Raw genomic sequence first — 23,565 nt, 5'->3', positions numbered from 1 at the left:
CCAAGCCGGGGTCACCGCCGCGGCGGGCGCCAGCCCGCGCGGCGGGCCTCGGCCTCGGTGCAGAACCACCGCTCGCCCGCGCCGGTGTCGATGCGCGTAGCCGCGTAGCTGCTGTCGCCCGGCTTGTGGTAGATGCGTCCCGAAGCGCTGACATTGCCCTTGATCCGGCAGCCCTCGGGCGCCGGGTCCGATGGCTGCGCGGCCCGGCGGGCGGCGCGCCAGGCGGCCGGATTCTGCATCTCATAGGCCCAGAGCCCGTGACCCGCGCGCTGCGCCGCCTGCTGATACGGCAGATAGGTGGGATCGCGGCGATAGGCGCGAGCGAGGCCACGGGCCACGAGCTCTGCATTCATCTCCCGACCAGCGACCTCACAGACCGCCAGAGCGCGGTCGAAACGGTCAATCCCATGGATGGCGCAGCGCGCGGTGCGGCCCTCGTAGAGCGCCCGCGCCGCCTCGGTCGCCATGCGCCCACAAGGCAGAAGCCGCGCCCCGTCGGCGCAGTCCTGCCCGTCCTCGGCGGCGTCGATCCCCTTGAGGCGCATCGTGCGGTCCGCGCCGATATCGATTGTGTCGGCGTCGATCACGCGCACGGAGCCGGTGAGGATATCGGCCGAAACCGGCGCGGCGAGGAGGCAGAGGAGGAGGGTCCAGACACGAAGCATCCCCCCAAAATGGGCGACGGGCGCAGAGCCTTCCAGGGAGTCCTTAAGAAATGATTAACGTCGGCTTTACTTTATGACGACCTGTGGCCGCACGACCTCGCGCCGCAGCCTTGCCTCGCGCCAGGCGATGAAGCTGACCGAGGCGATGATGATGGTCGCGCCCAGGATCACCCAGCCATCGGGCGCCTCGTCGAACAAGGCCCAGCCCAGCAGGACCGCCCAGACCATCTGAAGGAAGGTCACCGGCTGCGTCACCGCGATGGGCGCCGCCGCGAAGGCCCGCGTCATGGAATAGTGGCCCGCCGTCGCGAAGCTGGCCACCAGGAACATCCAGGCGACCTCGGTCATGCTGGGCGGAACCCAGACGGCATAGGCGAAAGGCGCGAGCCCGATCGTCACCGTGATCGACAGCACCGCCACCACCAGCGCCGCCGAATGCCGCCCCGAGAGCGGCTTGGCCGACAGGTAGGACACCCCGAACAGGAGCGCCGTGCCCATCATCGCGAAATGGCCGGTCTCGACCTCGCGGAACCCGGGCCGCAGGATCACCACCACGCCGAGCAGCGCCGCCAGCACCGCCGTGATGCGCCGGGCAGCCAAGCGCTCCCCCAGCAAAAGCGCGGCGCCGAGCGTCACATAGACCGGCGTGAGGTAGTTCATCGCCGTCACCTCGGCGATCGAGATCTGTGTCATCGCGTAGAACCACAGGATCACCGCCAGCGTGTGGCACAAGCCCCGGATGCCGAAAATGGCGAGATCCCTGCGGTCGATCCGCGCTGCCCGGATCGCGCCCATGGCGGGGATCAGAAAGACCAGCCCCAGCAGATAGCGCAGGAAGGCCGCCTGCGCGGCGGGTAGCTCCTGCGCGGCATGCTTGACGGTGGCGGTGACGGCGATGAAGCACAGGCCCGTCACGACCATCCAGAGGATGCCGATCAGGGGGCGCGGGGTCTCGGACATGGCAGCGGCATGCGCCCTTCCCGGGGGAAGCGCAAGAGCCAGCGAGATGCGCCGGTCAGCCGAGGACGAGGCTCAGTGCGAGGGCCCACATCACCAGCCCAATCGCGAAATCCAGGGCGCGCCAGGCCGAGGGCTTCGCGAAGACCGGGCGCAGCAGCGTCGCTCCGAAGCCCAGCGAAAAGAAGAAGGTGAAGGAGGCGGTTATCGCTCCGGCCCCGAAGAGCGCCGGGTCCGGCGATTGAGTCGAGATCGAGCCCAGGAGCACCAGCGTATCGAGATAGACATGGGGGTTGAGCCAGGTCAGCGCGAGGCAAATGGCGACGGCACGCCTCCGGCTCCCTGCGGCCTCGCCAGTCTGCAACGCGGCACCTCCCTGCCAGGCGGACCGGAAGGCGCGCGCGCCATAGGCCAGCAAAAAGGCGGCGGCGCCCCAGCGCAAGACGGGCACGATCCAGGGCATGGCCTCCACCAGCACGCCGAATCCTGCCACGCCCGCCGCGATCAGCAGCGCATCCGAGACGGCGCAGGTCAGGACCACCGGAAGCACGTGCTCCCCGCGCAGGCCCTGGCGCAGGACGAAGGCGTTCTGCGCGCCAATGGCGAGGATCAGGGACAGGCCCAGGCCGAAGCCGGAGAGATAGGCGGTCATGCGCGCCGCATCGCCTGCCCGGGGGATGGGCGCAAGCCGGCTGCGATGTCTCAGCCCGCATCGGCCCGGGCGGGCGGCACGGTCAGCGCGCGGGCCCGGGCCCGCAGTGTGAAGGCCAGGGCGTAGACGAAGGTCACACGACCTCAGCCGCGCTCCTCAGCCGCGCTCCTAAGATCCGTCCTTGCCGTCATGCATCCAGAAAACCGGCGCGGCGGGCACCCAGACGGGTGTCGTCGCCCGCCAAATCCAGCGGTAGCGCGCCCGGATCCCCCCTGCCCCGGGCGGACATGGCCCAGGGGATGACGCTGAAGGCCAAGTCCAACGCCGAGACGAGATAGACCTGAATCACCGGCCCGTCATGATCCCCGTCCCCGTGTTCGTTGCGCGCCCCCACGAGGAAGACGATCGGCCCGGTCAAGATCAGCCCATAGATGCCCAGGGTCCAGCCCAACCCGCCCAGATGTGCGTGGGACGCCCCGACCGCCAAGGCGATCAGCGACAGAGCATAAGCATAGATCCCGATATCGACGATCATCTCATGGCGCCCGGCCCCCAGATCGCTGATCGTGTCGGCGATAGCGTCGGGATGCGGCACAACGAGATCCGCCATCAGGAGCGAGTGGGCGAAAACCGAGGGCCCGGCGAAGCCGAGCCGGGCCATGCCCGCGAAAATATGGGGACGCTCCGGCCACCGGGATCCGTCGGCGGATCGCAAGCTGTTATGGCGGAAGAACCGGGGCGACGCCGCCCGGGTTCCGCCATGGCGGTCAGAGCTGGGCCATGACCTCGTCGCTGGCCTCGAAATTGGCGGTGACGGTCTGGACGTCGTCGTCGTCCTCCAGCGCCTCGATCAGCTTCATAAGGGCCTGCATGCCCTCCAGGTCCAGCTCGGTCGTGGTCTGGGGGCGCCAGACCAGTTTGGTGGTTTCGGCCTCGCCCAACTGCTCTTCCAAGGCGGTGGAGACGGCGTTCAGGTCGGTGTCGGCGCACCAGATGACGTGGCTTTCCTCGTCGGATTCGACATCCTCCGCGCCCGCCTCGATGGCGGCCATCATCACATCGTCCTCGGAGCCCACACTCGCCGGGTAGATCACCTGGCCCTTGCGATCGAACATGAATCCGACCGAGCCGGTCTCGCCCAGATTGCCGCCGTTCTTCGAGAAGGTGGACCGGACGTTGGACGCCGTCCGGTTGCGGTTGTCGGTCATCGTCTCGACGATGATGGCGACGCCGTTCGGCCCGTAGCCCTCATAGCGGATTTCGTCGTAATTCTCCGCGTCGCCGCCGGTGGCCTTGCTGATGGCCCGTTCGATGTTGTCCTTGGGCATCGAGTTGGACTTGGCCTCTTTCACGGCCAGGCGCAGACGCGGGTTCTTGTCGGGGTCCGGGTCGCCCATCTTGGCGGCGACCGTGATCTCCTTGGAGAGACGGCTGAAGATCTTGGCCCGCAGCTTATCCTGCCGGCCCTTGCGGTGCTGGATGTTCGCCCATTTGCTGTGGCCGGCCATGGAATGTCTCCTCGCTCGTCGGACGCGGCGATATAGGCGAGGCACCGGTCGCTTCGCAAGGCCCGGTCCAATGCCCGCCTTGGATGCGGTCCCTCCCTCGCAGCCGTCCCCGAGAGGCCGGGCTCGGCCTGCGCCCGGTGCGATCGGGATCGGGGCCCTGGGGTCCGTCGCTGCGGGAGCGACGGGGCGCGGCCGGCCGAACCCACGTTGAAATGTGCGGCCTGACCGTGAATTCATGGAACAAGGACGCAGGCCCAAGCGTCCTTCGGCAACAGACGTGAGACGCGCCGCTCCATGACCGCTGACCAGATCATCCTCTTCGCGCTTTTCGGAGGCGTCTTCGTCCTGCTGCTCTGGGGGCGGTTCCGCTACGACATCGTCGCGTTCTCCGCCCTGCTGCTCGGCGTCATCCTGGGGGTCGTGCCCAAGGAGGAGGCGTTTTCCGGCTTCGGCCATCCGGCGACCATCGTGGTGGCGCTGGTCCTCGTGGTCTCGGCGGGGCTGGTGCGCTCGGGCGCGGTGCTGATGATCACCCGGACTCTGATCGATAGCGGGCGCCGGGTTGGCGCGCATATTGCGATCATGGGGGGCGTGGGCGCGGTGCTCTCGGCCTTTATGAACAACGTCGCGGCCCTGGCGCTGCTGATGCCGGTCGATATCGCGACGGCGCGAAAGGCGGGCCGCCTGCCCGCGCAGACGCTGATGCCGCTCAGTTTCGCGACGATCCTGGGAGGCATGATCACCCTGATCGGGACGCCGCCGAACATCATCATCGCGGGCATCCGCCAGGACCAGCTGGGCGAGAGCTTCACGATGTTCGACTTCGCGCCGGTGGGCGCGACGGTCGCCCTGGCGGGGCTGCTCTTCGTGGCCCTGCTGGGCTGGCGGCTGATCCCGCTGGGCGAGGGCATGGCCCAGGGCGGGGCCGAAGCGGACGAGATCACCCGTTACCTGGCCGAGCTGACCGTGCCGGAGAAAAGCGACCGTATCGGCGCGCCCTTGCGCGATCTGATCGACGCCGCCGACGAGGCCGGGGTGCAGGTCGTGGGCCTCATCCGCGACGGGCGGCGCATGTTCGGCTCGGCCCGGGACGTGCCGCTCAAGGCGGGCGACACGCTGGTGCTGGAGGCCCGGCCCGAGGACCTGGACGAGTTCCGCGCGGGCGAGAACCTGACCTTCGCCGATGACCGGCGCATGACGGTGCTCGACGCGGCCGAGCAGGGCCTGACCCTGCTGGAAGTGGTGGTGCGCGAGAACAGCCGCATCCGGGGCAAGACCGCCCAGTCCATCGGCCTCGCCTGGCGGCAGCGCACGGTGCTGATGGGCATCTCGCGCCGGGGCCGGCACATCACCGAACGGCTCCGCCGGGAGACCATCCGCGAGGGCGACCTGCTGCTGCTGCTGGCCCCCTCGGAGCAGGCGGAGGACGTGGTCCGCTGGCTCGACGCGCTGCCCCTGGCGGATCGCGGCCTCGCGGTGACCGAGAAGGGCAAGATCTGGCCGGCGAGCGGCGTCTTCCTCCTGGCCGTCATCGCGGCGAGCCTGGGGCTGGTGGACCTGACCGTGGCGCTCGGCGTCGTCGTCGTCGCCTATGTGCTGCTCCGGATCCTGCCCCTGCGGGAGCTCTACGACCATATCGAATGGCCGGTCGTCGTACTGCTGGGCTCGATGATCCCGCTGGGGGCCGCGCTGGAGGCAGCGGGCGGCACGCGGCTGATCGCCGATGGGCTGACGGGGCTGACGAAAGGGCAACCGGCCTGGGTCGCACTGCTCGTCCTGATGGTGGTGACGATGACGCTATCGGACGTGCTCAACAACACCGCCACGGCCATCGTGGCCGCGCCGGTGGGCATCGAGATGGCGCGCACGCTGGAGGTCTCGCCGGACCCATTCCTGATGGCGGTCGCCGTCGCAGCCTCCTGCGCGTTCCTCACGCCGATCGGGCACAAGAACAACACGCTGATCCTGGGACCGGGTGGCTACCGGTTCAGCGACTACTGGCGCATGGGCCTGCCGCTGGAGATTCTCGTGGTTGCCGTGGGGGTGCCTGCGATCCTGGTGTTCTGGCCGCTCTGAGAGCGCCTAGCGGATCGCCAGACCGTCCGCCCCGAAGGCGCGCAGATCGGCCGGGTCGAAGCCCAGGGAGATCGGCGTACCGGGGGCCAGGTCGACCTCGCCCTGCACCCGCGCCGTGATCCGCCCCGCGGCCGCGCAATCGACGATCACGAACGTGTCGGCGCCGAGATATTCCAGCACGTCCACCTGCCCTGCGATGGGCGCCTCGCCCGCTTCATGGATCGTCAGATGCTCGGGCCGCAGGCCGATCTTGTCGGTGCCCGCAGGCGTCGGGATGGCCGGGACGGCGGAGGCGTCGAAGACGTTCATCTTGGGGCTGCCGATGAACTGCGCGACGAACAGGTTGGCGGGCGCGGTATAAAGCTCCCGCGGGGTGCCGACTTGGGCGATCTTGCCGAATTCCAGCACGACGATCCGGTCGGCCAGGGTCATCGCTTCGATCTGGTCGTGGGTGACGTAGATCATCGCGGTCCCGAGCTGCTGGTGCAGCTTGGCGATCTCGTAGCGCATCTCGACCCGGAGCGCCGCGTCGAGATTGGAGAGCGGTTCGTCGAACAGAAAAGCCGTGGGTTGCCGCACGATCGATCGGCCGATGGCCACCCGCTGCCGCTGCCCGCCCGACAGGTCGCGAGGCCGCCGGTCGAGATAGGCGTCGAGCCGCAAAGCGCGGGCCGCCTCGTCCACGCGGCGGGCGATCTCGTCCTTGGGCATGCCCGCCGCCTTCAGCGGAAAACCGACATTCTCCCGCACCGTCAGATGCGGGTAGAGCGCGTAGGACTGGAACACCATCGCCAGTCCGCGCTTCGACGGCGGCTCGGCGGTGGCGTCCCGGCCCTCGACCAGGATCTGCCCACGCGAGGTCTCCTCCAGGCCCGCGATCATCCGCAGCAGAGTGGACTTGCCACAGCCCGAGGGCCCGACGAAGACCACGAACTCCCCCGGCGCGACCGCCAGATCGACGCCCTTGATCACCTGCGCCTCGCCGAACCACTTTTCGACCGCCTTCAATTCGACCTGCGCGTTCATGCGTCTCTCCCCGCGCCCGACCGGATCCAGGCCAGCCAGATGGCCGCCGTCCAGGTGAAGTCCTTGCCGCCGCAGGGCGTGCCGTCGGTCGGGTCGAAATATTCATAGAACCCGCCGCCCCGGATCAGATCGGCGGTATCGACGCGCAGCCGCTCGGCCTCGGCCGCCTTGCCGGCGTCGCGCAGGCCCAGCGCGATCAGCGCGTTGTAGAAGGGCCATGTCGGCCCCCGCCAGTATCGCCGCGCGTCGAAGGCCGGGAGCGTCGGGTCGACGGTCGGCATGGCATAGCGCACGCCCCCGAGCGCCCGCGCCAGATGCGCGTCCATCTCCGGCCGCCCGGCCCCGGCCAGCCAGCACAGCCACGCCCCCGCCGAGAGGATCCCGGTAAAGACCCCCGTGCGCAGATCGCGGCTGTCCCAGTAGCCATCGGGGTTCCAGATCGTGCCGAGCCCGCCGCGCAGCGTCTCGGCCATCTCGGCCGCGCCCTCATCGGCGACGCCCGCTGCCGCGGCCAAGGCCGCAAGGTCGTCGCAGGCACGGATCAGGATGAACGTAGTGCCCGGATCGGCGACCAGAAACGGCCCTTCGTCGGCCATCTTCACCTGGTCCCAGCCATGCGCCTTGCCCCATTGCACCTGCGCGAGATAGCGGTCGTATTCCGCCTTGGTGGGCCGCATCGAGGCATCGACATGGCTGGTATCGCGCCGCTGATAGGCGCCGACATTCGAGCCGTCCACATTGGCCATGCCCCCGTCCCAGTCGAAGGCGTTGTCGCGCCCCGACTCCCATGGGTGCACGATGCCGACCACGCCCTCGCGGACGCGCGCGCGGATCCACCAGCGGTGCCAGGCGGCGAGCTTCGGCACGAGGGCCGCCGCGCGAGGCGCCTTGCTCCTGTCCGCCTCCAGGATCATCCGCGCCATCGTCGCCGCCACCGGCGGCTGGGAGATGCCGGAGGTCGGCGTCGGCCGCCCGGTGCCCCAGACGCCGGGACCGGGGAAATAGCCCTCGTCGTCGCGGTGGAACACGATATGCGGGATCATCCCGTCGGGCCATTGATGCGCCGTCAGCGTCTCCAGCTCGGTCCAGGCGCGGTCCGCATCGAAGGTCGAGAACCCCCAGGCCGCGAAGGCCGAATCCCAGTTCCACTGGAACGGGTAGAGCCCAGCGGTGGGCACGGTGTAGCCGCCCCGGTCGTTGCCGGTCAGGATGGCGCGGGCGCGGGCGTCGAGATCGGCACTCATCCCTTGACCGACCCGGCTGCGAGACCTTTCGTCATGAACTTCTCCAATCCAAGGAACAGCGCCATGATCGGCACCGTGGCAATGACCGAGCCCGCCATCAGGTGCTGGCGCGGGATCTCGGACGAATTGAGCGAGGCGATCCCCCGCGTCAGGGTGAATTTCGACGGATCGTCGAGCAGCATGAACGCCAGGAGGAACTCGTTCCAGGCGATCATGAAGACGTAGAGACTGACCGAGGCGAGCGCGGGCAGCGACAGCGGCAACGTGATCTTCCAGATCACCTGAAGCCGGTTCAGCCCGTCCATCAGCCCCGCCTCCTCGACCTCGGCGGGCAGGCCCCGGAAATAGCCCTGAAGCATGTAGAGCGCGACGGGGATGGTCGTGACCGGGTAGATCAGCAGGATGCCGATCATCGAGTTGCGCAGGCCCGTCACCGAGAAGGTGATGTAGATCGGCAGCGCCAGCACGATCATCGGCACCATGTAGATCAGCAGGATCGACCGCGAGAATGCCGCCCGCCCCCGGAAGCGCAGGCGCGCCACGGCATAGGCGCCCGGAATCGCGAAGGCGAGCGTGACAAGGACCGTGACCACCGAGATGAAGGCCGAATTCACCAGGTAGGTGCCGAAGTTGAAATCGGCGAAGAGCTCGACATAGCTGCGGAACAGCTCGGTCCCCTTGGACAGATCGACCGACAGGTCGAGCGGGTTCGACACCAGCTCCGCCCGGTTCTTGGTCGAGGTGACCAGCATCACCCAGAACGGGATCGCGACGATGGCGGTGAAGAAGATGTAGCCGAAGCCGGTGAGGAAGCGGATGACCGCCGCCTCAAAGGCGTGGCGGTCGTTCTCGCCCGGCACGAGGTCGGTCAAGGTGGGCCGCTTCGCCACGGCGAAGGACAGCGCCAGAATCGCCGCGCCCAGACCAGACGCGAGCCAGCCGACCTCCGGCCCCGCGCGCATCGGGCCCAGCGGCGTCAGACACAGAACGAGCACCGCCGCTCCGACCGCGCCAAGCGCCTCCCGCCCCGGCCGCGCCACCAGCCCCGCCCCCGCTACGGCGCCCCAGAGGACCGAGAGCAGGATCGACGGCCGGAACGCGCCCCCGGTCGCGAAGGACAACGCCACGGCGACCGTGACCGAAAGCGTGACCATCCAGGCCGCTCCAAGAAGCGCCCCCGTCACGAGACCCGATCGGATCGTCATGCCCGCATCCCCTTCTTCTGGCCGAAAATACTCCGGGGGTCTGGGGGCAGAGCCCCCAGCGGTTCGCCGCCCAAGGCGGCGAACCCGATCACAGCCCCTCCTCCTGCGAGATGAACCGGAAGAAGAAGGCCGAGAACAGCAGCAGACATCCGAAGATCACCACGGCGACCGCCGCGCCCGCCCCGATATTCGAGATGGCGAAGGCTTGCTCGTAGACATTGACGGTCAGGGTGCGGGTGCCGGCATTCCCGCCGGTGAGCAGGAAGATGTCGTCGAACTTGTTGAAGGTCCAGATGAAGCGCAGCAGGAACAGGACCGACAGGATCCCTAGGAGCTGGGGCAGCGAAAGCCAGGCGAATTGCTGAAAGGGCGAGGCCCCGTCCATGTCGGCGGCCTCGTACATATCGCTGTCGATGCTCTGCATCCGGGCGAGGATGAAGAGGAAGCTGAGCGGGAAATAGCGCCAGATCTCGAACACCGTGACCATGATGAGCGCGAGCGGCCGTTCTCCGAAGAAGTTGATGGCCTCCGAAGTCACGCCCATCTGGATCAGCAGCGCATTGGCCGAGCCGGAGAACGGGTCGAATAGGATGATCCAGGCAAAGGCCACCGCGATCACCGGCGCCACGTAGGGAAACAGGTAGAGTCCCCGCAGGATGCCCTGCCCCTTGAACGACTTGTCCAGAAGCAGCGCGGCGAAGAGGCCCATCACGATGGCGCCGACCGTGCCGAAGACGGTGTAGAAGATCGTGGCGTAGAGAACGGACCAGAACTCTTCTCCGTCGAAGATGCGGGCGAAATTGTCGAGCGTGAAGGTCGCGTCCGTCAGAACCGAACTCGCCTGGGCGGTGATGCGCGCCGGCACGTCGTCGGGGTCGAGATCCGGGTCGAAAGCGGCGGCGGCGGTGGCCGGGATCTCGATCCGCTCGCGCCAGCCGCCCTCGACCTCGCCAAAGGCGCAGGTGAGGGTGGCGCCTTCCAGGGCGCAGGGCTCGGGCACCGCGCTCAAGGTCAGTCCGGGGGGCACGGTATCGGAAAAGCTCACGCCGCGCAGCGCGCGGTCGGGGGAGGAATTGCGCAAACGGAACCGCCAAATGCCCGCATCGCCGGGCGCGTCCAGGCCGCGCAGATCCTCGCGCAGCACCAATTCGGGCGCGCGCAGATCCGACAGCTTCACCGGCTTCACGCTGATCCAGAAGATCGCCAGCAGAGGCAGAATGACCACGGCGGCGACGATAGCGATCGTCGGGGCCAACAGGCCCCAGGCCAGCCGCGCCTCGCCGCGCGCCAGGGCGCCGCGGCCGGTGGGGGGGGCCGTCGACGGCGTGCCGGTCTCGGACGGATGGGCCATGCCGCGCCTCCTCTCGCAGTCGGCAGGAGCCGGGGCGCGCGCGCGCGCCCCGGCGGCGGGTCTCACTCGACCCCGGCGATGGCCTCGTTGAGCGAGGCGACAGCGGCCGCGCCCTCGATCTCGCCGTCGATATACTGACGCACGATCCGGTTGATCACCTGGCTGTTGATGATCTTGGAAGCAGTGGCCAACTGCCCCTCATCCACGCCCCAGCGCTGCGCCACGTCGAGCCCGCCGACGATCTCGTCGATCATCGACGCGGCGTAGAGGTCGCCCAGCGGCGCCTTGCGGTCCACACCCACGGGCAGCGTGGACCAGAGCTCGGTGAACTCGGTCGGGTTCTCGGTCGTGCCACGGCGGACCGGGAACTTCCCTTCGGGCGCAATCGACAGCGTCTGGCCATAGCCCTCGCCCATCGAATAGGCGACGAACTCCATCGCCGCGTCTGTGGCCGCGTCGGTGGTGATCCCGAAATAGCGGATATCGCCCCAGGCCGCGCCATCCGGGTTCGAGGGACCGGAGAAGTTGGTCACGATCCCGGTGCGCGACGCGAGCTCAGGCGAGGTCGGGTCGTCGGTGATGGTGGGTGGCGCGCTGTCGCGCAGGCCCGCCAGCTCGTCGAGGATGAAGGGCGACCAGATGATCATCGCCGCGTTGCCCGAGAAGTAGAGCGTGCGCGACTGGTCCCAGTAGAGCTCCCCCGGGGGCGAGGCCTCGGCGATGGCCTTGTAGAAGTCCAGCACCTCCAGCGTCGGCCCTTCCTCCAGGGTCGCTGCGCCGTCCTCGTCGACGATGCTGACGCCATTGGCGAGGAAGACATGCTCCAACACCTGGGACATGAAGTTCTCGTCGACCTTGGTGGCGGCGACGAAGCCATACATCTCGGGCGGGTTATGCAGCGCCTCGATGGCGGCCAGCACATTGGCGTAGGAGGTGGGCGGCTCCAGCCCGGCGTCCTCGAACAAGTCCTTGCGGTAGACGATCATCTGCGTCCAGCCATCGACAGGAACGGAGGCGTAGCCGTACTCGAAGGCCGCGAGCGTCAGCGCACCGGAGGCGAAGGTGCCCTCGCCCAAATCCTCGATCACGTCGGTGGCCGCGTCGATGTCCAGAATGCCCGCCTCGGCCCAGGGCAGTGCGTATTGCAGCGTGTGATAGATCACGTCCGGCAGGTCTCCCGCCGCGAAGGCGGCGGTGGCGCGGGTGCCCAGGTCGCTCTCCGTGACGGGGATCACCTCGACGGTATGGCCCGTGGCCTCGGCGAAGGCGGCGGCCATCTCTTCCTGCTTGGCCAGACGCTCGGGCTGCTCCTCCGTGGTCCAGAAGCGCAGGTTCTCCGCCAGCGCGGTGCCGGTCATCAGCGCCAGCGCGGTGCCGGCCAGAAGCATGGTCTTGGTTGTCATTATCGTCCTCCCATTGGTGTGTCGTCGTCTGATGGCGCGGCCCCGCCCGGGCCCGCACAGGCGGCGGAGCCGCGGTCGAGATAGCGGGCCTGCCCCACTTCGCGGAGCGCCTCGGGCGCCTCCCCGCGGATGCGCCGGATCAAGAGGTCGGCGAGGCGGAGGCCGGCGGCATGGGTGTCGACGGCCCAGGTGGCCAGCGGCGGCTCCGCATGGGCACCCTCGGGCGTGCCGTCATAGCCGATCACGGCCAGGTCGCGGCCCACGGTCAGCCCACGCGCGCGGGCAGCCTGCCAGAGGCCGAGAGCGGCCGCATCGACCGCATAGACGAAGGCGCTGGGCGGGTCGGGCGCGTCCAGCAAGGCCGCCGCCGCCCGCGCGCCGCCCGCCCGGTCCACGGCGCCAAACCGCATCAGGTCGGCGCGCAGCCCCGCCTCGGCCATGCCGGCCCGGAACCCCTCGGCCCGCAACTGGGCGTAGGTATGCAACGCGCTGCCGCCGACGAAGGCGATCCGCCGATGGCCCGCCGCGGCCAGCCGCGCGACCGAGGCCCGCATCGCCGCCTCCATCTCGATGTCGAACCACGCGCATCCCTCTGGGTCGCCATGGCGGCCGAACAGGACGAAGGGCACCCCCGCCCCGCGCAGCATCTCGACCCTCGGGTCGCGCAACCGCGTGCGCGGCAATACGAACCCGTCGGCTTTCCGGTCGTCGATCAGGCGTTGATAGGTGGCCAGCGTATCGCCCTCGGGCGCGGTCGCGACCGTCAGCGTCCAGCCCTCCAGCGCCGCGCCATCGGAGAGCCCCGCGAGGAAGGCGGCCAGAAAGGGACGGTGCGCGTCGTGCTCGCCGGTCTCGATCACAAGGCCCAGCGCGCGGCAGCGCCCGGTGCGGATCGCCTGGGCGGAGCCCAGCGGCCGGTAGCCCAGCCGCGCAGCCGCCTTCTGCGCCCGCAAACGCGTCGCGTCCGAGATATCGGGATGGCCATTGAGCGCCCGGCTGACCGTGCCTTTCGACACGCCGATGTCGCGCGCGACGTCGGTAATCGTCGCTCTCCGCCCTGGCCCTCGCGGTGCCGTGATCTCCTCCATGACGGCAAGCGTGATTTCCGAAACCGGTTTCGGCAACACCTAAATTTGCGCAAAAAAGGGCGCGCCGGACCACAGGCGCGCGCCCCTCTTCTTCTGGCCAAAAATACTCGATCGCGCGCTCTCAGCCGCGATGGACGCCGGAGATCGGGCGCGCCCTCAGGCCGCGAAGTCCGTCACGATCGCCACCCCCGGCGGCGTGGTGGGGCCGTCGAAGGCGGCGAGTTCGGCTGAGACATCGGACAGCCCCACCTCCCGCGCGATCATCGGCGACATGTCGACCGCGCCCGAGGTGATCATCGAGAGCAGCGACGGATAGCGCCAGGCGGGCATGCCCCGTGTGCCGAACAGGGCGAGGTTGCCCTGGTAGACGGCGGACATGTCGACCTCCATCCGGGCGGTGTGGCCGGTGGGCAGGCCGACCTGCACGTGGCGGCCCAGCGGGCGCAGGCATTGCAGCGAGCCGTTGACCGTGGCCGGGATGCCCAGCGCCTCGACCGAGACATGGGCGCCGCCGCCGGTCAGGTCCTTGATGCGCGCGCCCACATCGTCGCCCGCCATCACCGCCGCGTCGATGCCGAGGCTGAGCGCGTGATCCAGCTTTTCCTGGACCACATCGACAACGACCACGCGCGCGCCCAGCGCCTTGCCCAGCAGCGCCGCCGAGAGGCCGATGCCTCCGGTCCCATGCACGGCCAGCCACTCGCCGCCCTTGAGCGCGGCGCGGTCGGTCAGCGCGTGCCAGGAGGTCGTCACCCGGCAGCCTAGCCCCGCCGCCACCGTGGGCGACAGCCCCTCGGGCAGGCGGGCCAGATTGTGGTCGCGGGGCACGGCCACGTATTCGGCGAAGGCGCCCGGCTCGACGAAGCCGGGCAGACGCTGATCCAGGCAGGTATTCGACGCGCCCGAGCGGCATTGCGGGCAGGTCCCGCAGCTCAGGATGAAGGGCGCGACCAGCCGGTCGCCCACCGCGTATTGCGCGTCGGGCCCCGCCGCGATCACCTCGCCGCAATATTCATGCCCGCCGATCTGGCCCGGCTTCACCCGCGGGTGCTCCCCCACCCAGCCATGCCAGTCGGACCGGCAAACGCCACAGGCGATGACCTTCAGAACCACGCCGTCGCGCGGGACTTCCGGGTCGGGCACCTCCTCGATTGCGAGGGGCTGGCGGTATTCCTTCAGGACGGCTGCGCGCATGGTGGTCTCTCCCTTTCGGGCGGAGTTGGCCCGCGCTAGCGTCGAAACGCAAGCCGGAGAAACACCATGCAATCACGAGACCAGAACCGCGCCTGGGTGCTGGCCCAGCGCCCCGTGGGCGAACCCGACGACGACACGCTGCGGCTGGAGACGCGGCCTATGCCGCAGGCTGGCGCGGGCGAGATGCTGCTGCGCACCGAATGGCTCTCCATCGACCCCTATATGCGGGGCCGCATGAACGACGCGAAATCCTACGCGGAGCCGGTGCCGATCGGCGGCGTGATGACGGGCCAGGTCGTGGCGGAGGTCGTGACCTCCGGCGTCGACGGCTACGCCCCTGGCGACCGGGTGCTGGCCCTGAGCGGCTGGCAGGATTGGGCGGTCTCGGATGGAACCGGCGTGATGCGCCTGCCCAAAGGCTTGGAGCGGCCCGCCTGGGCGCTGGGCATCCTGGGGATGCCGGGCCTGACGGCCCATGCGGGGCTCGCCTATATCGGAGAGCCCAAAGCGGGCGAGACCCTGGTGGTCAGCGCCGCGACCGGGCCGGTCGGCGCCACGGTCGGGCAGATCGCGCGGCTGCGCGGCTGCCGCGTGGTCGGCGTCGCGGGCGGGCCGGAGAAATGCCGCCACGCGGTCGAGGTCCAAGGCTTCGACACCTGCATCGACCACCGGGCCGAGGATTTCGAGGCTGAGCTGCGCGCCGCCTGCCCCGACGGCGTGGATGTCTATTGGGACAATACGGGCGCGCGGCCGCTCTATGCGGTGCTGCCGCTGCTCAACCCGTTCGCGCGCGTCCCCGTTTGCGGCGTTGCGGGCTGGTATAACCTCCAAAGCCTGCCCGAAGGGCCGGATCGCGGGCCGCAGATCATGGCGACGATCTTGAGGATGAAGGTGAAGATGCAGGGCTTCATCGTCTACGACTCGTTCCCGCCCAGCGCCTATGACGCCTTCCTGGCCGAGATGACCGGATGGCTGGCCGATGGCTCCGTCCACTATACCGAGCAGGTGGTCGAGGGGCTAGAGGCCGCGCCCCATGCGCTACGCGACGTGCTGGCCGGGCGGAATTTCGGCAAGGTGGCGGTGCGCGTGGGCTGACTTGCGAGGCTGGGGGCGCAAGGATGGGGGCGCAAGGATGGGGGTCTCGATGCGATCCGGCGTCTTTTCCATGAGCCGGAGCGTCCGCGGCTGCGCCACGTCCTGCGCCTTCTCCGAGACGCTGGGGGCCGAGGTCGCGGACGACCTCTCGGACAAGCGCCGGATGTTCCTTCGGGACGGGCCGACGGCCCTGAGCGGGTTCGGAGGCTTGATCGAGACCGACCGACTCGCCTTCAGCCCGGGCCCGTCTCAGGACGCGCAGCCGGTCGGCGGCGCACTCGAAGCCCTCCGCGCGATCATGGTCCGGCCGCAGGCGGCGGGCCACACACGCGACCAGGACTGCGGCACCGGGGGGTCAGCCCCGGCGCGCTTTGTCACCAGGGGCCCGGACGGAAACCCCATCCTGACGAGCGGTCACATCTCGATGCGGTAGCTCTCGATCACCGTGTTGGCGAGCAACTGGTCGCACATGGCGCGGACCTCGTCTTCGGTGGTGCCCTCGGCCAGGTCCAGCTCGATCAGCTTGCCCTGCCGCACCCCCTCAACGCCGCCGAAGCCAAGCGCGCCCAGCGCGTGGCGCACCGCCTCGCCCTGGGGGTCCAGAACGCCATCTTTCAGCATGACCGTCACGCGCGCTTTCATCGCCAAGTCTCCGTTTGATGCCGCTGCGGCCTAGCCCGCCAAGGCCGCGAGATCAATCGGCACGGCAGGCGCGCCTGCGTTGTTCTCGGATGGCGGCCCGGTCAAGATGCCGCCAGAGCCCTCGATTTCGCTGACCTCCGGAGACTTCATGCCCGACACGACAACCGCCGCCGGCCCGGTTTCCGGCACCATGGGACGCGGCTTGACCGCAGACCCGATCGGCACCGGCATCCCCTCGCGCGGCGTGGGAATCCACGCCCTATGGGCCTCCAGACCGTCAGGAGCGCAAAAGCGATGACCGGGACAGAGTGGAAATGGGGACGCCTGAGGGGCGCAAAGTCGCGCCGACCGGGGAGCGGGGGATGAGCGATTACGTCGCGATTCTCGGCGCCAAGGGCGGGCCGGCGATCCGCCCGGGCTCGTCGATGCCGACCTCGCTGCTGGTTTCGATGGGCGGGCGGCGGATCGTGGTTGATTGCGGGCTGGGGGTGACGCGGGGGCTGGTGGACCAGGGGATGGAGCTGAAGGACCTGTCGCTGATCTTCGTCACCCATCTGCATTCCGACCACTACCTAGAGCTCGGCCCGCTGCTCCACACCGCCTGGACGGCTGGCCTGAAGACGCCGGTGGATGTCTACGGACCGCCCGGACTGGAGACCGCCTGGGCCGGGTTCCTGGCCTCGATGCAGGCCGATATCGACCTGCGCATCGCCGACGAGGGCCGCCCCGACCTGCGCCCTCTGGTGCGGATCCACCCCATCGCCGAGGGCGAGGTCCTGTCCGATGGGGGGCTGACCATCAGAGCTCTGCGCACGATCCACCCGCCCCTGGTCGACTGCTTCGCTTTGTCGTTCCGAACGGCCGAGCGCCATGTCGTCTTCTCCGGCGACACGGCCCCCCTGGCCGCGCTGGAGACCTTTGCCCGAGGCGCCGATCTGCTGATCCACGAGGCGATGCTGGAACAGGCGCTGCCTTCCCTGACCGCGCGGGTCGGTAACGGGTCGGAGAAGCTGATGACGCATCTGCTGCGCTCCCACACGCCTGCCCAGGACGCCGCCCGCATCGCGACGCGGGCCGGGGTCAAGCGGCTGGCGCTCTGCCACCTGATCCCCGCAGACGACCCCGCCTATGGGCCGGAGGATTGGAGCCGGGCGATCGCCGGGCATTGGGACGGGCCCTTTTTCCTGGCGGCCGACGGGCTGCGGATCGCGGTATAGGCCGTCATGCGCCCCCGCGCGCGTTCGCGCGGGCTGTAAGGACGGGACCGGGGGCCCGCCCCCGGACCCCCGGGATATTTGAACAGGGAAGAAGGAGCGTGGCGCTTGGGCGTGGCTGCTGCGGAGGGCGCGTCAGGGGGCGCCGATCTGACAAAGCGCCTCAATCGCCGCGGCCACCTCTGCGGGCGGCGGCGAAGAGCGGCGGGTGGACAGGTCGACATGGAGGAGCAGCTGCTGCCCTTCGGCGAGCAGCGTCCCGTCCTCCGCGCGTCGCATCTCATGGGCGAGCCGCAGCTTCTTGCCTCCGCCCTCAACGACGCGCGTGTCGACCACGAACCGCTCCCCGGCCATGGTCTCATGCCGGTATTCGACCGAAGAGGAGACCGTGAACCAAGTCAGCCCGGTCTCCGCGACCGCAGCGGGCGGCGTGCCGATCGCGGCCAGCACCCATTCGGACGCGTCGGAGAAGACTTGCCCATAGCGGCCCTCGTTCATGTGGCCGTTATAGTCGGTCCAGTCGATCGGCACGATCCGGTCCTGGCTCCGCATCACGGGCCCGGACGGAAGCGGCGGCGCCAGCGCCGCCTCATGGGCGCCGATCACCGCGCCCGCGGCCTGGCCGCGCGCCTTGAGGCCCCGCAGGATGCCGACGAGGTTGTCGTCGCGAACCCGCTCCAGCTCGCGGATCGACAGCTGGCCGGATTGCGCGTCCGACTGCCCGGCGATGGTGGCGATCAGGTCGTCGGTCAGCTCCGGCACGTCGGTCAGGCGGGTCCAAGGCCAGGCCAGGGCGGGGCCGAACTGTGCGATGAAATGCGCCATCCCCGCCTCGCCGCCCGCGATTCTGTAGGTCTCGAACAGGCCCATCTGGGCCCAGCGGAGGCCAAAGCCCATGCGGATCGCCTCGTCGATCTCCGCCGTGGTCGCCTGTCCGTCGCGCACCAGCCATAGCGCCTCGCGCCAGACCGCCTCCAGCAGACGGTCGGCGATATGGGCGGGGATCTCGGCGCGGATGCGCAGGGGATACATGCCGAGGCCGCGGAGCATCGTCTCGGCCCCATCCAGCAGAGCCGCATCGGTGCCCGGATGACCGACCAGCTCCACCAGGGGCAGCAGGTAGACGGGGTTGAAGGGATGAGTGACGACGATGCGCGCGGGGTCTGCGGCGCTCTGCGACAGCTCGCTGGGCGTGAAGCCCGAGGTGGAGGAGCCGAGCGGCGCGGCGGAGGCCTCCTGGACCTGGGCGATCACGCGGTGCTTGAGGTCGAGCTGCTCGGGCACGCTCTCCTGCACCCAGGCTGCGCCTTGGACGGCGTCCTCCAGCCGGTCGTGGAAGCTGAGCCGCCCCTCGGGCGGCAGCGCCACGTCGTAGAGCATCGGAAACGCCCGGCGCGCGCCCGCGAGCACCGCCTCGATGCGGCGGGCCGCATCCGGCGCGGGGTCGTAGACCGCCACGTCATGCCCGTTCAGCAGGAACCGCGCGGCCCAGCCGCCGCCGATCACGCCGCCGCCAATGATCGCTGCCTTCATCTCACGCCCTCTCCGTCCATGCGCGCCCGTCTGGATCGCCGTCCAGGAGCACGAGATTCGCCACCGCCGTCGCGCGGCGGATCCGCGCGAGGTCCTGATAGGCGGCGCTGTCGAACCAGGCCTGCGCCGCCGCCCGCGCGGGAAACCGCAGCAAGACGCTGCGAGAGGTCGCCCAGCTCCCCTCCAGCACGGTCATTTCCTGAAAGCTCGTCGCCAGGACCGTGCCGCCGAAAGGCGTGAAGGTCTCCAGAAAACCGTCCAGATACACCTGATACCCGTCGCAGTCGTGAATTTCGATCTGTCCGATCACATAGGCCGTCACGTCATGCTCCGCTCACGCCGGGGCGCGCTTGGTCAGGCCCAGCTTCGCGCGCACCGCCTCCGGCCCGATCACGGTCGCACCCATTCCTTCGATCAGCGTGACCGCCCGCTCCACCAGCTGCGCGTTCGTCGCGAGTTGCCCGCGGCCCAGCATCAGGTTGTCCTCCAGTCCGACGCGCACATTGCCCCCGGCCAGCACGGCGGCGGTCACATAGGGCATCTGGTGGCGACCCAGCGAGAAGGCCGACCAGGTCCAATCCTCGGGCACGGCGTTCCGCATCGCCAGGAACGTGTTCAGATCGTCGGGCGCGCCCCAGGGCACCCCCATGCAGAGTTGCACCAGCGCGGGCGCGTCCAGCACGCCCTCCGCCACCAGCTGCTTTGCGAACCAGAGATGACCGGTATCGAAGGCCTCGATTTCGGGTCGCACGCCCATCTCGGTCATCGCCGCGCCCATGGTGCGCAGCATGCCGGGCGTGTTGGTCATGACGTAGTCGGCTTCCGCGAAGTTCATCGTGCCGCAATCGAGCGTCGCGATCTCCGGGAGGCACTCGGCGAGATGCGCGACCCGGTCCTCCGTGCCGATCAGGTCGGTGCCGGCGCCGGGCGGCAACGGCGTCTCCGTGCCGCCCAGCACCAGATCGCCGCCCATGCCGGCGGTGAGGTTCAGCACCATGTCGATCTCGGCGTCCCGGATCCGCTCCGTCACTTCGCGGTAGAGGTCGAGGCGGCGCGACGGCGCGCCCGTTTCCGGGTCGCGGACATGGCAATGGACGATGGCGGCCCCCGCCCGGGCGGCGGCGATGGCGCTCTCGGCGATCTCCTTGGGGGAGCGGGGCACGTGGGGGCTGCGGTCCTGCGTGGCACCGGAGCCGGTCACGGCGCAGGTCACGAAGACCTCGCGGTTCATTTCGAGTGGCATGGTCCGTCCCTCCTTGTCTCCGGTCTACGAGGGGTTGTCCCGGATGCGCCGTGCCGAAATAGTCAAAATCATGCCGAACAAGACAGAAATTGTGGGGATCTGCCTCTACCCCCGCTTCTCGAACCATTGCCTGGCCAACGCGCTGGAGCCCTTGCGCGCGGCCAACGACCTGTCCGGGCGGGCGCTCTATCGCTGGCACCTGCTGACGCCGGAGGGCGGGTCGGTCCTGTCCTCTTCCGGGCTGCCGGTGGCGGCGGAGGGCCGGCTCGGGGCGGCGCCGGGGGGCGATCTGCTGATGCTGATGCCGGGCTACGGGCATGAGGCGTTCACACGGCATGGGGCGGACCTGCGGCGGGCCGCGTTCCGCTATGGGACCGTCGCGGGGCTGGATGCGGGGGCCTGGCTGATGGCGCAGGCCGGGCTGTTGACCGGGCGCCGCGCAACGATCCACGCCGAGTTGCAGCGCCCGTTCGAGGCGCGCTTTCCAGACCTGACGGTCCTGCCTGCGCGCTGGATCGAGGATGGGCCGCGACTCACCGCCGGGGGCGCCACGGCGGCCTTCGAACTGGTGCTGCACCTGATCCGCCGGCGCCATGGAGGCGCGCTGGCGCAAGACATCGCCGCGCTGTTCCTCGCAGGTCCGGAGAGCGGGCCGTCGGACCGGCTGGTCGCGCGGGCGCTCGCGGTGATGGAGGCGCATGTGGAGGCCCCTCTGCCTGTCGCAGAGATCGCCCGACGGACGGGGGCCTCGCCTCGGGGCCTCGCCCGCCGATTTGCCCGGTCCCTGGGGGAGACCCCGCGCGCCGTCTACGGCCGCCTCCGCCTGGAGGCCGGGCGGCGCGCCATGGAAGCGGGAGAGGGCGTCACCGAGGCAGCCGCGCGCGCGGGCTATGCCGACGCCAGCGCCTTCGCCCGGGCGATGCGGCGCTGCTTCGGCGCCGCGCCGAGCACCTTTCGCTGATGGTCTGCCCGCACCGAGCCGAGGTTTCGCACGGCGCCTGCCCCGGCGCGACCGACGCGCGTCTTCTGTGGCCTAATCGCCCCGATCCGATCCGGACGCGCGCGCTTCCCTAGCCGGCGAGCTTCTTTGCGATCGCGATCAGTTGCCCCTCGTCGAAGGGCTTGTTCAACCAGCCGGTCGCCCCGGCCTCCTTGCCGATGGCCTTCTTCTCGGGCGCGGATTCGGTGGTGAGCATGATGATCGGAACGCCTGTCTGAGCCGGATCCGCACGAACTGAGCGGATGAAGTCGAACCCATCCATAACGGGCATGTTCAAATCGGTGATGATCAGGTCGACCTTGGCTTGGGACAGTTTCTCAAGCCCCTCGCGCCCGTTCTCGGCCTCGATCACCGTGTAGCCATGCGGCTCAAGCGCGAAAGTCACCATCGACCGGACGGCCTTGGCATCGTCGACGGTCAAGATCGTATAGCCCATGTCATCCCCTATCTGCGGCTCTGGCTGCGGCACTCGGGGCTGGGCTAGCGGGTAAAGCTTAACAAAGCGCTTCCGACACGCGGATGCGGACTTAAGGAAAGCCTAAGACTTTCCGTCTATCGCGGGCTGAACGCATGGCCGGCCCGGAGACGTAACATGGCGGAAAGCGAGGGGACGACGCGGGGCCTGGATATCGAGGCCGTCGGCCGCAAAGTCACAGCGATCTACGAACCAGTCGTCGATTGCCTGGCCCAGGTCCGGAAACTGGCGCGGGATTTCGAGGAAGGGATCGGAACGCTGGACGAAACGCAGGACGGTGTGCAGGGGCGCGCAGTCCGGGACGACGCGGACCAGGCTATCGCCACCATCGCCGCCCTACGCGACACGATCGGCGCCGCAATCGGCGCGATCAGCGCCCCTGAGACGGATCGGCGCCTTCGTCAACTCGAAGCGCTCTGCCAGCGTTTCAACAACAATGGCAGGGAGTTGAACGCGCTTTCCTCCTTCATGCTGATCACCGCGGCGAACGCCCGCGGCGAGGTTTCGGTCGAGGGGCTGGTCGCCGATCTGCGACAGCTCTCAGACCGCCTGCTGAGCGAAAGCGCGACGATCGTGGACGTGGTCGCACAGGTCCATCGGGTCCGCGTCACCTCCGTGCGCTCGTTGCGTCAGGCGCATGATCTGGCCCACGCGCATCTGACCGGCGAAGCGGGCCAAGCCGACGTCGCGGCGCGCGGATCGGCGGCGGCAGGCGCCTCGCGCGACCTTTCGGCGATGGCCAAGGCGCTCTCCGCGTCCGTGGCGGAGTTCATGCCGCGAATCGTCGCCTGCATGCAGCATCCGGACGCGTTCTGCCAACGCTGCGATCACGTCGCCCGCATCTTAGCGATGCGTAACGAAGAGACGGTCTCCGGCGCCACGCGCGCAGCCCTGTCGCGGCTGGCGCACGCACAGATTCAGGACATGCGCGGCGAACTCGACCGCGTGCAGACGGACACGCGGGCCGCCCTGGGCCAGGTGGCCGCGGCCTGCGACCGCACGATCCTCGCCTTCCAGGAGGCGCTGCGCGCCGATACCCGCCTCGCTCGGATGCGGGCCCGACGGGCACGGCTGGACGACGCCCGCCGCTCGGTCGAAGAAATCAAACGCGAATCGGATGGGGCGCTCGCCGATCTGGAGACCTGCCAGGCGGTGTTCGCCGAGATTTCCGGCGCGTTCGAGCGCCTGAACCGGATGCGGCTGGCCGTCCGCCTGTCCTCGCTCAACGCCGACCTGTCGGAACAGCGGGCGGAGCGGAAATCGCCCGAAATGCGCTCGGTTACCAAGGCCATCGGGGAGTGTGCCAAATCCTACGGCGACGCCATCGAGGAGTTGAAGATCGTTTTCGGCGGCTTGGAGACGGTGTTCTCCAGCGCCCGGCGAGACGAGTTGGGGAACCTGCTGACGCAGGTCTGCGACCATATCGACAGTGCGGGCTCGGATATCGTCCGGCTCAGTGCCGAGGTCGAGGCGCTCCGCGCCGCCCAAGCCGCCTGTGCCGCGACGCTGCAAGACCTTGTTTCTAATGCCCGCGCCGCCGAAGCGCGCATCGCCTCCAACAGCCTGACGCTCGAAATGCTGGAACGCATAGGGGGAACCCTGGAGGGCTCGGGACGAGCAATGGAGGACGGCGAGGCCGATCCGGACCAGATCGCTCGGGCATATGGCCACTACACCATCGAGCGGGAGCGCGAGGTCCATCGCGCAGCCCTCGGCCTCCCCGCGTCAGACGCGGATCCGGAAGCCGATGCGACCGGGGATGTGGAAGACGATGATCCACTCGCCTCTATTCTCTTCTAGGTCGCGGCGCTGCGCCGACCCAAGCTCGCGGCCCGCGGTCTCCTTAAAACTCTCTCCATCCCGATGCCGCGTCGTCTCGGAATCCTGTGTTTGTTCACCTGGTTTTAATGGGGATTGGGTGAGGGTTGGTTGGATTGCAGAATCCAGTCGCGAGGAAGGCCGATGCCGAAGACCGTCCCTCTGCCGCGCCCTGA

24 protein-coding genes are annotated in these 23,565 nt (G+C 69.1%); 6 read left to right on the top strand and 18 right to left on the bottom strand.

What is annotated here, in order from left to right; translation table 11 throughout:
* Positions 1 to 11 precede the first annotated feature (11 nt).
* The 5 genes from DTQ71_RS14735 to DTQ71_RS14715 form a co-directional block, all read right to left on the bottom strand.
* Positions 12 to 665, bottom strand: coding sequence for a thermonuclease family protein (locus DTQ71_RS14735; RefSeq protein ID WP_109565072.1), 654 nt, complete (start codon positions 663 to 665; stop codon positions 12 to 14).
* Between the two features lie 66 nt (positions 666 to 731).
* Positions 732 to 1,625, bottom strand: coding sequence for a DMT family transporter (locus DTQ71_RS14730; RefSeq protein WP_245947557.1), 894 nt, complete (start codon positions 1,623 to 1,625; stop codon positions 732 to 734).
* 55 nt (positions 1,626 to 1,680) lie between these two features.
* Positions 1,681 to 2,274 (bottom strand): LysE/ArgO family amino acid transporter, encoded by a 594-nt coding sequence (locus DTQ71_RS14725; protein WP_109565071.1) that lies wholly within the window; start codon positions 2,272 to 2,274, stop codon positions 1,681 to 1,683.
* A 187-nt stretch (positions 2,275 to 2,461) separates the two neighbouring features.
* On the bottom strand, positions 2,462 to 2,884 hold the full coding sequence (locus DTQ71_RS14720; protein WP_146204872.1) for a hypothetical protein: 423 nt from the start codon (positions 2,882 to 2,884) through the stop codon (positions 2,462 to 2,464).
* A gap of 157 nt (positions 2,885 to 3,041) precedes the next feature.
* Entirely contained in the window at positions 3,042 to 3,782 is a 741-nt protein-coding gene (locus DTQ71_RS14715; protein ID WP_109565069.1) for a YebC/PmpR family DNA-binding transcriptional regulator, read from the bottom strand.
* A gap of 294 nt (positions 3,783 to 4,076) precedes the next feature.
* Between DTQ71_RS14715 and DTQ71_RS14710 the strand changes: the two genes are divergently transcribed.
* Positions 4,077 to 5,858, top strand: a complete 1,782-nt coding sequence (locus DTQ71_RS14710) for an SLC13 family permease (RefSeq protein WP_109565068.1) — start codon at positions 4,077 to 4,079, stop codon at positions 5,856 to 5,858.
* A 6-nt stretch (positions 5,859 to 5,864) separates the two neighbouring features.
* Here the strand turns inward: DTQ71_RS14710 and DTQ71_RS14705 are convergent, their stop codons facing one another.
* From DTQ71_RS14705 to DTQ71_RS14675, 7 genes are all read right to left on the bottom strand, one after another.
* A complete protein-coding gene (locus DTQ71_RS14705) occupies positions 5,865 to 6,884 on the bottom strand; it encodes an ABC transporter ATP-binding protein (RefSeq protein WP_109565067.1) in 1,020 nt (339 codons plus the stop codon).
* A complete protein-coding gene (locus DTQ71_RS14700; RefSeq protein WP_109565066.1) occupies positions 6,881 to 8,128 on the bottom strand; it encodes an MGH1-like glycoside hydrolase domain-containing protein in 1,248 nt (415 codons plus the stop codon). The genes DTQ71_RS14705 and DTQ71_RS14700 overlap by 4 nt, the downstream gene beginning before the upstream one ends.
* On the bottom strand, positions 8,125 to 9,333 hold the full coding sequence (locus DTQ71_RS14695) for a carbohydrate ABC transporter permease (protein WP_109565065.1): 1,209 nt from the start codon (positions 9,331 to 9,333) through the stop codon (positions 8,125 to 8,127). Before DTQ71_RS14695 ends, DTQ71_RS14700 begins: the two co-directional genes overlap by 4 nt.
* Positions 9,334 to 9,421: 88 nt before the next feature.
* Positions 9,422 to 10,684, bottom strand: coding sequence for a carbohydrate ABC transporter permease (locus DTQ71_RS14690; RefSeq protein WP_109565064.1), 1,263 nt, complete (start codon positions 10,682 to 10,684; stop codon positions 9,422 to 9,424).
* A 62-nt stretch (positions 10,685 to 10,746) separates the two neighbouring features.
* Positions 10,747 to 12,087, bottom strand: coding sequence for an ABC transporter substrate-binding protein (locus DTQ71_RS14685; RefSeq protein ID WP_109565063.1), 1,341 nt, complete (start codon positions 12,085 to 12,087; stop codon positions 10,747 to 10,749).
* Entirely contained in the window at positions 12,087 to 13,175 is a 1,089-nt protein-coding gene (locus DTQ71_RS14680) for a LacI family DNA-binding transcriptional regulator (protein ID WP_109565062.1), read from the bottom strand. Before DTQ71_RS14680 ends, DTQ71_RS14685 begins: the two co-directional genes overlap by 1 nt.
* A 156-nt stretch (positions 13,176 to 13,331) precedes the next feature.
* Entirely contained in the window at positions 13,332 to 14,369 is a 1,038-nt protein-coding gene (locus DTQ71_RS14675) for a zinc-binding dehydrogenase (protein ID WP_109565061.1), read from the bottom strand.
* A gap of 66 nt (positions 14,370 to 14,435) precedes the next feature.
* Here DTQ71_RS14675 and DTQ71_RS14670 point away from each other — a divergent pair, with 66 nt between their 5' ends.
* Together DTQ71_RS14670 and DTQ71_RS14665 are read left to right on the top strand one after the other, a co-directional pair.
* The gene (locus DTQ71_RS14670) at positions 14,436 to 15,464 is read left to right on the top strand and encodes an NADP-dependent oxidoreductase (RefSeq protein WP_109565060.1); all 1,029 of its coding nucleotides are present in this window, start codon (positions 14,436 to 14,438) and stop codon (positions 15,462 to 15,464) included.
* 70 nt (positions 15,465 to 15,534) lie between these two features.
* On the top strand, positions 15,535 to 15,897 hold the full coding sequence (locus DTQ71_RS14665) for a hypothetical protein (RefSeq protein WP_146204871.1): 363 nt from the start codon (positions 15,535 to 15,537) through the stop codon (positions 15,895 to 15,897).
* Here DTQ71_RS14665 and purS read toward each other — a convergent pair.
* Both purS and DTQ71_RS23530 read right to left on the bottom strand, forming a co-directional pair.
* Positions 15,879 to 16,106: a phosphoribosylformylglycinamidine synthase subunit PurS gene (gene purS / locus DTQ71_RS14660; protein ID WP_109565058.1), complete on the bottom strand. Its 228-nt coding sequence runs from the start codon at positions 16,104 to 16,106 to the stop codon at positions 15,879 to 15,881. The two genes, DTQ71_RS14665 and purS, sit on opposite strands and share 19 nt — an antisense overlap.
* Positions 16,107 to 16,136: 30 nt before the next feature.
* A complete protein-coding gene (locus DTQ71_RS23530; protein ID WP_109565057.1) occupies positions 16,137 to 16,337 on the bottom strand; it encodes a hypothetical protein in 201 nt (66 codons plus the stop codon).
* 131 nt (positions 16,338 to 16,468) lie between these two features.
* Here DTQ71_RS23530 and DTQ71_RS14650 point away from each other — a divergent pair, with 131 nt between their 5' ends.
* Positions 16,469 to 17,323, top strand: a complete 855-nt coding sequence (locus DTQ71_RS14650) for an MBL fold metallo-hydrolase (protein ID WP_109565056.1) — start codon at positions 16,469 to 16,471, stop codon at positions 17,321 to 17,323.
* Between the two features lie 132 nt (positions 17,324 to 17,455).
* Here the strand turns inward: DTQ71_RS14650 and DTQ71_RS14645 are convergent, their stop codons facing one another.
* Genes DTQ71_RS14645 through bcoG form a run of 3 tightly spaced genes read right to left on the bottom strand, consistent with a single transcriptional unit; the run spans position 17,456 to position 20,096 of the window.
* Complete coding sequence (locus tag DTQ71_RS14645; protein ID WP_109565055.1) at positions 17,456 to 18,853, bottom strand: carnitine 3-dehydrogenase; 1,398 nt, start codon at positions 18,851 to 18,853, stop codon at positions 17,456 to 17,458.
* A gap of 1 nt (position 18,854) precedes the next feature.
* A complete protein-coding gene (locus DTQ71_RS14640; protein ID WP_109565054.1) occupies positions 18,855 to 19,175 on the bottom strand; it encodes a DUF1330 domain-containing protein in 321 nt (106 codons plus the stop codon).
* A 12-nt stretch (positions 19,176 to 19,187) separates the two neighbouring features.
* Positions 19,188 to 20,096 carry a 3-dehydrocarnitine:acetyl-CoA trimethylamine transferase BcoG gene (gene bcoG, locus DTQ71_RS14635; protein ID WP_109565053.1) on the bottom strand — a complete coding sequence of 303 codons (909 nt, stop codon included), beginning with the start codon at positions 20,094 to 20,096 and terminating at the stop codon, positions 19,188 to 19,190.
* 70 nt (positions 20,097 to 20,166) lie between these two features.
* Between bcoG and DTQ71_RS14630 the strand changes: the two genes are divergently transcribed.
* Positions 20,167 to 21,057, top strand: coding sequence for a GlxA family transcriptional regulator (locus DTQ71_RS14630; protein ID WP_245947552.1), 891 nt, complete (start codon positions 20,167 to 20,169; stop codon positions 21,055 to 21,057).
* A 109-nt stretch (positions 21,058 to 21,166) separates the two neighbouring features.
* Here DTQ71_RS14630 and DTQ71_RS14625 read toward each other — a convergent pair whose 3' ends face one another.
* Entirely contained in the window at positions 21,167 to 21,532 is a 366-nt protein-coding gene (locus tag DTQ71_RS14625) for a response regulator (RefSeq protein WP_109565051.1), read from the bottom strand.
* Positions 21,533 to 21,688: 156 nt separating this feature from the next.
* Between DTQ71_RS14625 and DTQ71_RS14620 the strand changes: the two genes are divergently transcribed.
* On the top strand, positions 21,689 to 23,371 hold the full coding sequence (locus tag DTQ71_RS14620; protein ID WP_109565050.1) for a hypothetical protein: 1,683 nt from the start codon (positions 21,689 to 21,691) through the stop codon (positions 23,369 to 23,371).
* The last annotated feature ends 194 nt before the right edge of the window (positions 23,372 to 23,565 follow it).

This window comes from Jannaschia seohaensis (genome assembly GCF_900116765.1).
In the GTDB taxonomy this organism is placed as follows: Bacteria; Pseudomonadota; Alphaproteobacteria; order Rhodobacterales; family Rhodobacteraceae; genus Jannaschia; species Jannaschia seohaensis.
This window is presented reverse-complemented; position numbering and strand designations above follow the sequence as displayed.